Here is a 12,155-nt window from a genome sequence, read left to right on the forward strand (position 1 = left end):
ATGAAATGACAGCCATCGGAGACATGCATCAAATGTAAAAGATCAAGAGGCTGCGGTTTTGGCTCCATATCGGGAGTCCAACTAAAAGACCGTCGCCTCTTAGCACTCACAATCATAATGATTTTAAAATTTCTCAAGGAACGATCAGCAGCCCGTTAGCTGCCCCTGATTAAAGATAATGTGTTACCACACTGTTACGTTAGAACTCCCGCTGCTTTGGTATCCCTCTGTCGCTAAGACTTGGTAAGACCAATTACTGCCCAGATTCATTCCATGACTCTTCCATGCGTTAACATGATTGCTGAAAGTGATTGCAGCGTTGCTTCCAGTTGGTCTCTTTGTCTGACGGACACTCCAGTACTGCGTAAAAGTAGTGTTATCGCCATCAATGGAAGGTGCGTTATAACGTGTCGTTGTATAGATGTCATATGTACCTCCATCACTTTTTACAGTACCTTTATACGCTCCGGTAGGTCTGTAAGTACCCCATGAATCCACTACATAATATTCGATGAGAGGTGATCTCGTCCAGCCATATAAAGTCAAATATCCATTGCCATTCGGCGCCCAAACTCCGGCATTATAGTTTATGGTCCTGAATGGGGAACCTGTCGTCCAGCCTTTACCAACAACGAAATTTCCGGTATTGGACCAATTAACACTGTAATTCCCGCCAGACCCATTGACAGCGTTTACGATTCCGCCTCCATCAGTCCAATTTTGCCAGTAGTCTGTACCGGCAGCAGACGCGGTTGACGAAAACAAGCTAATACCCATTAAAGCTGTCGTTAATCCAACTAAGAACTTCTTTTTAAATTTAAACATATGTGACCTCCTATACTATTTTTTCTGACGTTGACGTGAGGCAGCACCCGTATATATTTAAAACATTCTTAATGACTAACGCCAAAGCTTTTGATCGCTCCCTTCAATATCATATCACGAATGCATAAGTGAAGATTAAGAGTATTTGTAATTTAATTACAAAGGCCCAAAAAATACATTATGGGCGGTCCTGTTCCGCCATAGCCTTATTCTTTTTTCGCAGAATCACAATTCTTGTTTCTGAATCTGACGGAGTCATCTGTCATGTTTTACTTTGTATTCGATGTAAGAGGGGATTTAATCGCCGATAAGCCGCTCACTGAACAGGGAAATCTGCTTATGATATTGCGGCGGACAATGGCATTTTGAGAACCTGCAGAGGAATGGTCAGCCTCGTTAAAAGGCAGAAAAGGCAAAGCTGCAAGCCGAATAAGAAAAAAACCCGGGCTCACGCGCCGGGATTTTTAATATGTATTTGCATCAATGTTATCAAACATACCGTCAACAATGCCGAACGTCATGAGGACAATGAAGAGAATGATGCCGAGAACGGACAGGCCGATCGTTACAATGAGGTAGATCCCCTGCATTTTCACGAATTTTGCGTAATTCTCCAGCATATGTTCCTCTGTCAGTTCATTGAACTGTTCCGCCATCTGTCCCGCTTCTTTTGCCGAGCGCATCAGAAAAATGCCGGCAATAATCTGCAAAACGCCGGGAATGGCTCCGATTAAGAAGAAAAACGCACCTGACAGCGCCGCAAATGCGCCCATAATAATGAATAAAATACCTGTCGCTTTTCCCCATTTCGAAATAGAAATAAGCGAACGATTTACTGATTCAGGTTTCAAAACATGGCACTCCTTTACAAAAAAATACTCACTTTTCATTTATACACTATTCGGTCATTCTTTTGAATATAAAATGTGTTTTTTTTCTGCCGTGCATCTGTTTCTATATGATAAAATTCCCGGGATGCACCCAGGAATTACAAAATCGGCGACAGAAGCCTTGAAACCGATTCTTTAATGCGGATCCGCAGCGAACGCTCCTGATATTCTTCATACGTATATTTTCTGGAGACGAGCAGATCTTCTTTAAATGAGGAAATGAGCTTTTTCGCGATGGTGACGTCATAAATAAAGGCGTTGACTTCAAAATTAAGCCTGAAGCTTCTGACGTCGATATTCGCGGTACCGACCGAAGCCGTCTCATCATCGACGACAATCGTTTTCGCATGAATAAAGCCGTTATCGTAAATGTAGACCGAGGCCCCGGCTTTCAAAAGATCGCCTATGTAAGATAAAGTCGCCCAGTAAACGAAAGCGTGATCCGGTTTGTTCGGGATCATGATTTTGACGTCGATGCCTGACAGACAGGCGATCCTGAGGGCGTCTAAAAGACTGGAGTCAGGAATAAAGTAAGGCGTCTGAATCAGGATCGACCGTTTCGCCGTTGAGATCATCTTGATATAGCCGTTTTTAATTTGTTCCCATTCTGAATCCGGTCCGCTTGTGACAATCTGCATCCCGACATTGCCCTTTGGCTCGCATTCCGGAAAATGATTCGGAACGTAAGTGAGCGTATGGTGATGGGAGGCTTGGTTCCAATCGAGGATAAACCGTGTCTGAATGGCATGGACCGCCGTGCCTTGAAGCCTGAGGTGCGTATCCCGCCAATAGCCGAATTTCGGATTCAGGCCGAGATATTCATCTCCGACGTTAAAGCCGCCGACATAGCCGGTTTCGCCGTCAATAATCACGAGCTTGCGGTGATTCCGATAATTGAGCCGCAAATTAATCGGCCGAAGCCTGGAAGGAAAGAAGACTTCCACATAGCCGCCGGCGTCCCGCAGCGGTTTGAAGAATTTTTTTCTGAGTGATCGTGAACCGAGTTCATCATATAACACTCTGACCTTTACGCCTTCCTGTGCTTTTTTCACTAAGGCGTCACGCAATTTTTTTCCCAGCTCATCACCTTTATAAATATAGTATTGAAGGTGAATGTGATCTTTTGCGTTGGAAATGTCCTTCATTAAACGTTTGAACTTATCGCGCCCGTCCGTTAAAATCTCAACCGAATTATCCTCTGTAAAAACCGCGTGGTTGTTCATGACAAGCATATAGATGAGGTCCTTATTATCCACGGTCGCCCTGTTGTTAAATTGGAATTGCCTCGACTTCAGATCTTTCAGCTGAGACTTCAGCAGCTTTTCAATTCCGATCTTTTTACGGTCTTCCCATTGAAACAGGTGCTTGCGTCTCAGGTTATGGCCGAATAACAGGTATAAAATAAACCCTAAAATGGGAATAAAAAAAAGAACCAAGAGCCAGGCCCATGAAGCGCTGGCGTCGCGTCTTTCTTTGAAAATCATGATGACGGCCAAAAGTATATTTAAAACGAAAAAAAATCCGAATAAAATAAATGAAATGCTCACTTTGCAACCCCGCTATATCATATTTATCAAGACTGTGCCCATTAGTATTCCGACAAGTGCAGCAATCTGATTCCCATTTCAAATTATAACATTGACATTTTAAAAGAATAAAGAGCCGGAATCAAAGATGGATGCAGTTTTCTTTCAAAGAAAGTTCCGGGTGCGGTAGAATAAGCATATATGAAAAAGAAGACAAAAATGACAGCAAAGGGGAGAGGGTATGAAGCTGGAACATGCGGAACAATTGCCGGGATTCATAAAAAAAGAAATTCAGAAAATACAAATCGCCATCGCACCGCTGATGAAAAAAAGCATCATTTACCGTTTTCTCGCTTTCCCGCTCGCCGCTTTTAGTCTGTTTCATCTGGCATCGCTTTTGATTCAGGCCCCTTCCGGGAGAGGAGCCCTCGTGTCGGCCGGCATTTTTGCACTCCTTGCGGCTCTGGGTCTTGCGTTTTTTAAAGAAGCCGGCTACCAGCGGAAACAGGTGCAAAAAACGATCCGCCTGTATATGCTGAACAGAATCAGAAAAAGCAATATTCTATCCGAGGAACGGAAAAGCGCCTATACCCGATTGGTAGCGGAGGAGCCGTTTGCGATGAAAAGCTTTATTGAATTTTTAACAGAAGAAGACCGGAAAAAAGAGATGCTGTATTAAAAAAGAGCTGACGCGCGATCAGCTCTTTTTGTCATTCAAACACAGGGTCGTTCTCATAGTAATATGAATCAGGCGCGTCATGCGTATCAGTGCTGTGGTAAGCCACAATTCCGATGACAGCGAAAATGACGAATAAAATAAAAGCGATAATGCCCAATGCCACACTCGATACCGCGTAAAAAAACTGCATTTTGATAAAGGATGCGTAATGTTCGAGCATATTTTCTTCCGCGTTTTCTTCTGATTCTTCCTGAAGGGCGGCTGCGGCTTTTGCCGAGCGCATCAGCATGACGCCGGAAATGATGAGCAAAACACCCGGTATGGCTCCGAGCAGCGTCACAATGGCTGACAGGGCGGAAAGAGAGCCCGTAATGATAAGAAACACGGCGGTGATTTTTCCCCACTTGGCGATGTCGGCAAGGGAACGGGCTTTTTTATTGAGCGGCTGGTTACCGTCTTTTTCTTCTTTATCGATGCTGATCATGACAGTTCTCTCCCTAAAATGTTCAAGTCATATCGTTTTCCGTCCATTTCGGCGATACCCGGGAATACGCCCCATTCGGTAAAACCGAATTTTTCAAACAGCTTAATGCTCGGCACATTATGGCCGAAGATAAAAGCCATCAGATTACGGATGCCGATCTTCGGAGCCATCGCAAGGGCTTCTTTCAGCAGAAAGCTTCCCGCTCCTTTGCCCCGGCAATCCTGATGCAGATAAATACTGATCTCCGCCGTTTTGTCATAGGCCGGACGGCCGTAAAACGTTTCAAAGCTGATCCAGGCCGCCACTTTTCCGTTTTCATCTTCCGCAACCATCAGCGGGCGCCTGTCCGTGTGCCGCAAAAACCAATCCATCCGGTCTTCGGGTGTCACTTCTTCCGTATCAGCCGTGACCATCCGTGAGGCGATCGTCGAGTTGTATATAGACACAACCGCATCTAAATCTTCCAATACGGCTTTGCGCAGGGTCAAATTCATATTCCGGGATCTCCCTTCACATTTCATTACATAATTAAGAGCAATCTGCACATACTACTTCCAAAAAAGTTTTTTTAAGATGTGTATATATTTTCAGAAAAGTGTTCAGAATGTTGCTGAGGTGATGAACAAATGAGAGAGGAAGAAAAGAAAACTTCTCAAGTCAAAAAACTTCAGCGGTTCTTTCGCAAACGCTGGATATTCCCTGCAATTTACTTAGTCAGTGCGGCCGTCATTTTAACAGCTGTCCTTTGGTATCAATCCGTTTCAAATGATGTGAAGGACAATCTGACGAATAACGGCGGAAACTCCGCGTATGACAGCGGCAAAGACGATGCCGTCGAAGTAGGAAAGTCAATGGAAAACGTCGCAATGCCGGCTGCTCATTCTGAAAATGTTTCTGTTGTGAAAAAGTTTTATGAAACGAATGCCGCAAAAAAAGAGAAAGAAGCAGCACTTGTTAACTATAATAACACGTACAGCCTAAGTAAAGGAATTGACTTAGCTGAGAAAGACGGAAAATCATTTGACGTTTCCGCTTCTCTGAGCGGTACGGTTGTGAAAGCTGCTAAAGATCCGGTACTGGGATATGTGGTTGAAATTGAACATTCAGACGGCCTGTCTACTGTCTATCAGTCTCTATCTGAAGTCAGCGTCGATCAGGGCGACAAAGTGAAGCAGAACCAGGTTATCGGAAAATCAGGAAAAAACCTTTACAGTGAAGAAAGCGGAAACCACGTGCACTTTGAAATCCGCAAAGACGGCGTTGCGATGAATCCGCTGAACTTTATGGACAAACCGGTAACATCTATTGAAAAAGCGGCAGCTGAAGAGAAAAACGCTGTAACAGAAGAAACGGAAGGATCCATTCAGCAGTCTTCCGAGAAAAAAGATGTGACGCCTAAACAAGAAACCGAGGAAAAACCCGGCGGTAAAGAAGACGGCACAAAAGACAAGACAGATGGTAAAGATGACGGTTCAATGAAAGATTCAGGCAAGTAACTGTGATCCCTAAGCGCCTATCAGCTCTGATAGGCGCTTTTCATTTTGCCTCATGTGCCTTTATACTAATAGAAAACGAGGGAGATGCTGAATGAATAAATGTCTGGCGGCGGGATGGCTCGTCTTTATTTTCATTTCTGCTTTGACTGAAAGCTTTCACGATATGATTGTGACGCAGACGATGGCCTTCCGTTTCACGCCCCATCCGGATGCATCCGGTTTCTTTGTGTTCGATATGGCGGAGCTCACCGTACCTGAAGCGGCGATTCAAAAGCTCGGGCACGCGTTTTCCTTTTTTGTGCTCACTGGTTTGTTTTTCAGAGAGCGCAGACGCATGAAGAGGGCGGTGCTCTATGCATTGGCCGCCGCCTTCCTGACAGAAATCATCCAGCTCTTTTTCGGCAGAAACGGCTGCCTCCGCGATGTGCTGATTGACAGTCTCGGCATTGCTGTATTCTGTGTTTTACAAAGGAAAAAACATACCGCCAAACATACAAAAACCGGCAGTCTGTGAAAGACGCCGGCTTTTTTTATATGTTATGGTTTGTCGATTTGTTTTTATGAACAATACTTTCGTAGATTCGCACGATCAGGTCGACAATCGGACGAAGCACATTTGAAAATCTGAACAGCAGGAATCCGACAACGAGGGAAACGATAATGCTTCCGAGTACATCAATCGGATAGTGGTGGCCGACCCAAATTCTTGAGAAGCCGGTCAAAAGGCCGAAAATCACTAGCGGCCAGCCGAGTTTTTTGTTGCGGAACAGAATCGCAATTGAAATGGCCAAAGCGCCTGTCGTATGGTCACTCGGAAAAGACGCATCCGCGGCATGAGGGATCAGCGTATGAACCGTATGATCGACAAAGGGGCGCGGCTCGATATAGATTTTTGTGATGATGTAGTTGACGATAAGCGCCGCAATGCCGGTAAAGCCGGCGTACAGGGCGTTTTGTCTGCCTTTTGTGTTTCCAAACAGCCACATGGCAAGCAGGAAAAGGGCGTAGGCGTAAAGGGCGTATTCCGTTATAAATACCATGATAGAGTCGAGAATGGCACTATGGTGCGACAAACCATTGATCGCTTTAAACAGTTCGTAATTCACAAATATCACCTTTTATCTTTATTTTATATGAACAGTGTAATGCTTTTTTCTATGAGACACAATTGGTATTAAAAATAATTATAAAAAAGTAAACAGAATGAAACGTGACTGTATTACTGTGCGTCAAGTATGAGGGAAAAGAATAGCCGAAGGAGTTTTGTCCGTTGCTGAAACGTTTGAAAAACGCCGATCTGCCGCTTGTGTTTGTCATCATGCTGCTTTGCGGATTCGGTTTGTTAATGGTGTACAGCGCCAGTGATGTGATGGGGTCTCAGCGATACGGAGATCCATCCTATTTCTTCCATAAACAGAGAACCTCTCTGCTGCTCGGAATATGCTTATTTTTATTTGCAGCCTGTCTGCCGTATAAGCGGTATGCCCGGCTTGTACCGCTGTTTGTGGTCGGATCGCTGGTGTTGCTGCTGCTCGTATTGATACCGGGAATCGGGCTGGAGCGGAATTTTTCCCGCAGATGGCTGGGAGCGGGGCCGCTTGTCATACAGCCGTCTGAATTGGCGAAGATCGCGATGATTTTGTATTTCGCTGCGATTTACACGAAAAAGCAGCCGTACATTCATCAATTTGTGAAGGGGGTACTGCCGCCTTTAGTCATTTTGGGAACCGCTTTTCTGCTGACATTGGCAGAGCCTGATTTAGGGACGGCTTCCTTAATTCTGGCGGCGTGCGGGTCAATTTTATTATGTGCCGGCTTGAAAAAGCGCCATTTGCTCGTGCTCGGCGCGACGGCGGTGTCGGGAGTCGTTTATCTCGCATTTTCCGCTTCCTATCGTGTGAAGCGGCTTGTTTCCTTTACCAATCCGTTTGGTGACGCGAACGGGGACGGTTATCAGCTGATTCAATCTTATTTTGCCATTTCCGGAGGCGGATTTTTCGGAAGAGGACTTGGGAACAGTGTTGAAAAAATGAATTACCTGCCTGAGGCGCATACTGACTTCATTATGGCCGTGATCAGCGAAGAACTGGGGATATTCGGTGTTCTGATCGTGTTGGGATTATATTTCGCGTTAATGCTTCTCGGCGTAAAAACAGCCATGCGTGCTGATGACCCGTTCGGAAAGCTTCTCGCCATCGGAATTACGTTTCAATTGATGTTTCAGGTTGTATTGAATTTGGGAGCGATGAGCGGACTCCTCCCGGTTACGGGTGTGCCGCTGCCGTTTATCAGCTACGGCGGTTCTTCATTGATTATGACGCTGTTTTTGTGCGGCATACTGGTCAATATCAGTACATATTCAAAAAAACAAACCGTACGGCATAAGCGGCCTGTCCCGCATGAAAAAAAGGCTTCTTCTTTTTAATGAAGTCCGAAAAAAAACGCCCGGGACATGCTGTCTCCGGGCGTTCTGTATGTTTATAAAGCTTCTGGTCCTTCCTCTCCGGTGCGGATATTAATCGTGTTTCCGATTTCATAGACAAATATTTTGCCGTCGCCGGGCTCTCCCGTTTTCAGCACTTTTTTCGCCGTTTCCACCACTTGATCAACGGGGACCTTGCTGACAACGATTTCCACTTTCAGCCGTTCATACACATTGCTTTCAATTTTGACTCCGCGGTACAGTTCGGTGTGGGCTTTTTGAAGGCCGCATCCGTGTACGTTGGAGAAAGTCAGCGATGTGACTCCGATTTTACCGAGTTCCTGCTTCAATGTTTCAAACTTAGCCGGACGCGTAACGATTTCTACCTTGAACATTTGACCGCTCATCTAAGTCACTCCTCACTTTATAAGTCCTGATATGCCTTTTCCCCGTGCATCGTTAAATCAAGCCCGAGTGATTCTTCTTCTTCACTGGCGCGGAGGGGAATGAAGAGACCTACAATTTTAATGATAACGAAAGTGACAATAAATACAAATACATAGGTTGCCGCAATGGCCGCAACCTGTTTCCAAAGCAGTCCCGGATCGCCGTAAAACAGCCCGTTTGCCCCGCCGTCATTGACGGAAGTGGTCGCGAATAAACCGGTCGCGATGCCGCCCCATGTCCCGCCGATTCCATGCAGGCCGAAAGCGTCAAGTGCATCATCGTATCCGAAAGTCTTTTTGAGCCAATACACGCCCCAAAAGCAGACAAGCCCGCCGATAAAACCGATCACGATGGAAGAAAACGGCGTAACGAACCCGGCAGCCGGCGTAATGGCGACAAGTCCGGCGATAGCGCCTGATACAGCGCCCAGCATAGTCGGTTTCTTGTTCAGCATCCATTCGATTAAAATCCAGCCGATAATTCCGGCCGCAGCTGCGGTGTTTGTATTAATGAAAGCAAACATCGCGATACTGTCAAGCGTCAGGGCGCTGCCGACATTGAAGCCGAACCATCCGAACCAAATGAGCGCCCCGCCCAAGAACGTATAAATTAAATTGTGAGGAGAAGCCGCCGTGCCGTCCTTGCGTTTCCCGAGGACAATCGCCAGAACGAGTCCGGCAACTCCGGAAGAGATGTGAACAACATTTCCGCCTGCGAAATCAAGGGCGCCCATTTGGCCGATCCAGCCGCCGCCCCATACCCAGTGCGCAACGGGTGTATATACGAGGGAAACCCACAAAAAGGAAAATAAAAGAAAAGCACTGAATCTCATGCGTTCAGCGAATGCTCCGGAAATAATCGCCGTCGTCAGGACTGCAAATGTCATTTGGAACATCATGAACAATGAATGCGGGATCGTATCACTGTAGCTTCCGGGGGCAAAGCCGATTCCCTTCAGCCCCGCCCATTCAATGCCGCCAAGCCATGTATTGCCGGGAGCAAAAGCAAGTGAATATCCGTACAAAACCCAAACGACGGATACAATGGCGATGGAAGAAAAACTGTGCATCGCCGTGCTGAGCACATTTTTGCTTTTTACCATTCCGCCGTAAAATAAAGCCAGCCCGGGGGTCATCAGCCACACGAGTAAAGCGCAAAAGAACATAAATACTGTATCGCCCATCTGCATGTTGTATTCCTCCGTCTCATTCAGAATGTAATTGTGATTAATTCATTATTATAGAGAAAAAAGAATGATAAAACATTTTCGTGTAAGGTTATCTAACATGGTTTTTTGCGTTCATCATGTCGCTTTTCAAATGAACGTCATGTGACTTTATATCCATAAAAAGAGCATCGGAGCACCGAAGAAGAAATCCTGTCCGGGAAAGAGTAAAATAATCGGGGTGAGAAACACTAACTGCATCAGGAGGAATTGAATATGACAACATCATTGAATCTGCAATTTGAAAAAACGGCTTTGGTCCTTATTGATTTACAAAAAGGCATTGTGCCGATGGATAAAAGCGGGGCCGTTGTGCCGAACGCGAAAAAATTAATTGATGTGTTCCGGGAAAAAGGCGGTTTTATCAGCTTTGTGAACGTTGATTTTCATGACGGGGCTGATGCGCTGAAGCCGCTGACGGATGAAGGGGCGGCGGGCCATTCGGCTCCGGCGGCGGATTGGGCTGAATTTGTGCCTGAAATCGGAGTGAAAGAAGATGATTATACGGTGACAAAGCGGCAGTGGGGCGCGTTTTTCGGCACTGATCTTGATCTTCAGCTCAGAAGACGGGGAATCGACACGATTGTATTATGCGGGATTGCGACAAACATCGGTGTGGAAAGCACGGCGCGGGAAGCTTTTCAGCTCGGGTATCAGCAAGTTTTCATAACTGACGCGATGGCGACGTTCAGCGATGAACAGCATGAAGCGACACTCAAGTTTATCTTCCCGAAAATCGGCAGAAGCCGGACGACGGAAGAGTTCATCGAAGAGACCAAATGACAATCTCCAAAAAAAGCCGCGTTCTGTTTTTAACAGCCGTGGCTTCGGGGACGATGCTGAACCCATTGAACTCGTCGATGATTTCTCTTGCGCTTCACAGTATTCAGCATGAATTTCGCCTGTCGTTTACAACGGTGTCCTGGCTGATATCGTCCTTTTATCTGGCCAGTGCGGTGGCGCAGCCTGTTACCGGAAAGCTCGGTGATATGCTCGGCAGGAAGAAGCTGTTTTTGATCGGGCTTCTGCTTGTTGCCGTTTCGGCCGTCGGCGCGCCGTTTGCGCCGACTTTCATGACTTTGTTAATGATGAGATTGTTTCAATCGATCGGAAGCAGCGCGATATATCCGTCCGGCGTCGGATTGATCCGTTCGAATATACAGGAGAAGCAGGCGTCGGCGCTTGCCGTCCTGTCGATCTTTGCCTCAGCCATGACGGCGCTCGGTCCGACACTCGGCGGTTTTTTGATCGTTTGGGGAGGGTGGCCGGCAATCTTTTTCGTCAATCTGCCGTTTATCATTCTCAGCTTTTTTCTCGGGATGTATATGTTTCCGAAAGATGAAAAACGCGAGATCGGCGGCTTGAAAGCCGTGCTCCGCCAGCTTGATACGATCGGGATACTCCTGTTTGCCGGGGCGATTATTCTGCTTTTGTCATTTTTGTTGTCCTTCAGTACGAAGCCCCATTATACAGAAGGTATATTCGGGCTTTTGTTTGTCGGGCTGTTTATCTGGCGCGAGCTGAAAACGGAGAAGCCGTTTATTGATGTCAGGCTGTTTAAAACGCATCGGAAACTATCGTCGGTGTATATTCAATTTATTCTGCTGAATATATTCTTTTACTGCATCTTTTTCGGGCTTCCGAGCTATTTTCAGGATGAAATGCATTTGTCCGTTCAGACAAGCGGAATGATTATGCTGTTTATGTCGGGCATGAGCATCCTGGTGTCGCCTTTGACCGGAAAATGGATAGATAAGAAAGGGGTTCTTCAGCCGATTGTTGCCGGAACCTGCCTGACCGCGATCGGGGCGGTCCTGTTAACGTTCTTCTTCCTTCAGGCGCCTATGATAGGAAAAGGGCTGATTCTGTCTGTGCTGGGTGTCGGTTACGGCTTCGGCAATGTGACGTTTCAGGCGGCCATGCTGAAAACAAGTCCAGCCGACATGGTCGGAACAACGTCCGGCCTGTTTCAGACCTGCCGGTATCTCGGTTCGATCTTATCTTCCGTCATTTTGGGCATTCTTTTCGGAAAAGAAATAACCGCAGGCCATTTTCATATGCTCGGCACGATTCTTATCATTGTCGGCGCCGTAAGCCTTTTGATGGCGTTCCGGTTTTCAGTTCTTCTCAAAAAGGCCTCTTAACAGCCGCATCAAAAAGA

General features: G+C 46.3%; 14 protein-coding genes. 6 read left to right on the forward strand and 8 right to left on the reverse strand.

Annotated elements, in window-relative coordinates:
- Nucleotides 1–183: 183 nt before the first annotated feature.
- From xynA to cls, 3 genes are all read right to left on the reverse strand, one after another.
- Entirely contained in the window at nucleotides 184–825 is a 642-nt protein-coding gene (xynA, locus tag AUL54_RS12745) for an endo-1,4-beta-xylanase XynA (protein ID WP_060964069.1), read from the reverse strand.
- Between the two features lie 464 nt (nucleotides 826–1,289).
- Nucleotides 1,290–1,676: a DUF5362 family protein gene (locus AUL54_RS12750; protein ID WP_060964070.1), complete on the reverse strand. Its 387-nt coding sequence runs from the start codon at nucleotides 1,674–1,676 to the stop codon at nucleotides 1,290–1,292.
- Between the two features lie 137 nt (nucleotides 1,677–1,813).
- Nucleotides 1,814–3,262, reverse strand: coding sequence for a cardiolipin synthase (cls, locus tag AUL54_RS12755; RefSeq protein ID WP_060964071.1), 1,449 nt, complete (start codon nucleotides 3,260–3,262; stop codon nucleotides 1,814–1,816).
- A gap of 220 nt (nucleotides 3,263–3,482) precedes the next feature.
- On the opposite strand from cls, the gene AUL54_RS12760 reads away from it, so the two are divergent.
- Complete coding sequence (locus AUL54_RS12760) at nucleotides 3,483–3,920, forward strand: DUF5392 family protein (RefSeq protein WP_060964072.1); 438 nt, start codon at nucleotides 3,483–3,485, stop codon at nucleotides 3,918–3,920.
- A gap of 31 nt (nucleotides 3,921–3,951) precedes the next feature.
- Here AUL54_RS12760 and AUL54_RS12765 read toward each other — a convergent pair whose 3' ends face one another.
- Both AUL54_RS12765 and AUL54_RS12770 read right to left on the reverse strand, forming a co-directional pair.
- On the reverse strand, nucleotides 3,952–4,404 hold the full coding sequence (locus AUL54_RS12765) for a DUF5362 family protein (protein ID WP_060964073.1): 453 nt from the start codon (nucleotides 4,402–4,404) through the stop codon (nucleotides 3,952–3,954).
- Nucleotides 4,401–4,892, reverse strand: coding sequence for a GNAT family N-acetyltransferase (locus AUL54_RS12770; RefSeq protein WP_101605593.1), 492 nt, complete (start codon nucleotides 4,890–4,892; stop codon nucleotides 4,401–4,403). The genes AUL54_RS12765 and AUL54_RS12770 overlap by 4 nt, the downstream gene beginning before the upstream one ends.
- Before the next feature lie 138 nt (nucleotides 4,893–5,030).
- Between AUL54_RS12770 and AUL54_RS12775 the strand changes: the two genes are divergently transcribed.
- A complete protein-coding gene (locus tag AUL54_RS12775; RefSeq protein ID WP_016937669.1) occupies nucleotides 5,031–5,900 on the forward strand; it encodes a stage II sporulation protein SpoIIQ in 870 nt (289 codons plus the stop codon).
- Between the two features lie 91 nt (nucleotides 5,901–5,991).
- Entirely contained in the window at nucleotides 5,992–6,414 is a 423-nt protein-coding gene (locus AUL54_RS12780; protein WP_060964075.1) for a VanZ family protein, read from the forward strand.
- Between the two features lie 16 nt (nucleotides 6,415–6,430).
- Here AUL54_RS12780 and AUL54_RS12785 read toward each other — a convergent pair whose 3' ends face one another.
- Entirely contained in the window at nucleotides 6,431–7,006 is a 576-nt protein-coding gene (locus tag AUL54_RS12785; RefSeq protein WP_045926371.1) for an undecaprenyl-diphosphatase, read from the reverse strand.
- A gap of 164 nt (nucleotides 7,007–7,170) precedes the next feature.
- Between AUL54_RS12785 and ftsW the strand changes: the two genes are divergently transcribed.
- A complete protein-coding gene (ftsW, locus tag AUL54_RS12790; protein WP_060964076.1) occupies nucleotides 7,171–8,325 on the forward strand; it encodes a putative lipid II flippase FtsW in 1,155 nt (384 codons plus the stop codon).
- Between the two features lie 53 nt (nucleotides 8,326–8,378).
- Here the strand turns inward: ftsW and AUL54_RS12795 are convergent, their stop codons facing one another.
- Both AUL54_RS12795 and AUL54_RS12800 read right to left on the reverse strand, forming a co-directional pair.
- Complete coding sequence (locus AUL54_RS12795; protein ID WP_014419080.1) at nucleotides 8,379–8,729, reverse strand: P-II family nitrogen regulator; 351 nt, start codon at nucleotides 8,727–8,729, stop codon at nucleotides 8,379–8,381.
- Nucleotides 8,730–8,746: 17 nt separating this feature from the next.
- A complete protein-coding gene (locus AUL54_RS12800; protein WP_060964077.1) occupies nucleotides 8,747–9,958 on the reverse strand; it encodes an ammonium transporter in 1,212 nt (403 codons plus the stop codon).
- A 252-nt stretch (nucleotides 9,959–10,210) separates the two neighbouring features.
- Here AUL54_RS12800 and AUL54_RS12805 point away from each other — a divergent pair, with 252 nt between their 5' ends.
- Both AUL54_RS12805 and AUL54_RS12810 read left to right on the forward strand, forming a co-directional pair.
- Entirely contained in the window at nucleotides 10,211–10,777 is a 567-nt protein-coding gene (locus tag AUL54_RS12805) for an isochorismatase family protein (RefSeq protein ID WP_060964078.1), read from the forward strand.
- On the forward strand, nucleotides 10,774–12,138 hold the full coding sequence (locus AUL54_RS12810) for an MFS transporter (RefSeq protein WP_060964079.1): 1,365 nt from the start codon (nucleotides 10,774–10,776) through the stop codon (nucleotides 12,136–12,138). The genes AUL54_RS12805 and AUL54_RS12810 overlap by 4 nt, the downstream gene beginning before the upstream one ends.
- The last annotated feature ends 17 nt before the right edge of the window (nucleotides 12,139–12,155 follow it).

The organism is Bacillus sp. SDLI1, assembly GCF_001553895.1.
GTDB classification, from domain to species: Bacteria; Bacillota; Bacilli; order Bacillales; family Bacillaceae; genus Bacillus; species Bacillus siamensis.

Excerpts from the sequence above, each read along its gene's own strand:
- AUL54_RS12765 (WP_060964073.1), bottom strand. The coding sequence starts at position 4,404 with ATGATCAGCATCGATAAAGAAGAAAAAGACGGTAACCAGCCGCTCAAT.
- AUL54_RS12795 (WP_014419080.1), bottom strand. The coding sequence starts at position 8,729 with ATGAGCGGTCAAATGTTCAAGGTAGAAATCGTTACGCGTCCGGCTAAG.
- AUL54_RS12780 (WP_060964075.1), top strand. The coding sequence starts at position 5,992 with ATGAATAAATGTCTGGCGGCGGGATGGCTCGTCTTTATTTTCATTTCT.
- AUL54_RS12800 (WP_060964077.1), bottom strand. The coding sequence starts at position 9,958 with ATGCAGATGGGCGATACAGTATTTATGTTCTTTTGCGCTTTACTCGTG.
- AUL54_RS12760 (WP_060964072.1), top strand. The coding sequence starts at position 3,483 with ATGAAGCTGGAACATGCGGAACAATTGCCGGGATTCATAAAAAAAGAA.
- xynA (WP_060964069.1), bottom strand. The coding sequence starts at position 825 with ATGTTTAAATTTAAAAAGAAGTTCTTAGTTGGATTAACGACAGCTTTA.
- AUL54_RS12805 (WP_060964078.1), top strand. The coding sequence starts at position 10,211 with ATGACAACATCATTGAATCTGCAATTTGAAAAAACGGCTTTGGTCCTT.
- AUL54_RS12775 (WP_016937669.1), top strand. The coding sequence starts at position 5,031 with ATGAGAGAGGAAGAAAAGAAAACTTCTCAAGTCAAAAAACTTCAGCGG.
- AUL54_RS12810 (WP_060964079.1), top strand. The coding sequence starts at position 10,774 with ATGACAATCTCCAAAAAAAGCCGCGTTCTGTTTTTAACAGCCGTGGCT.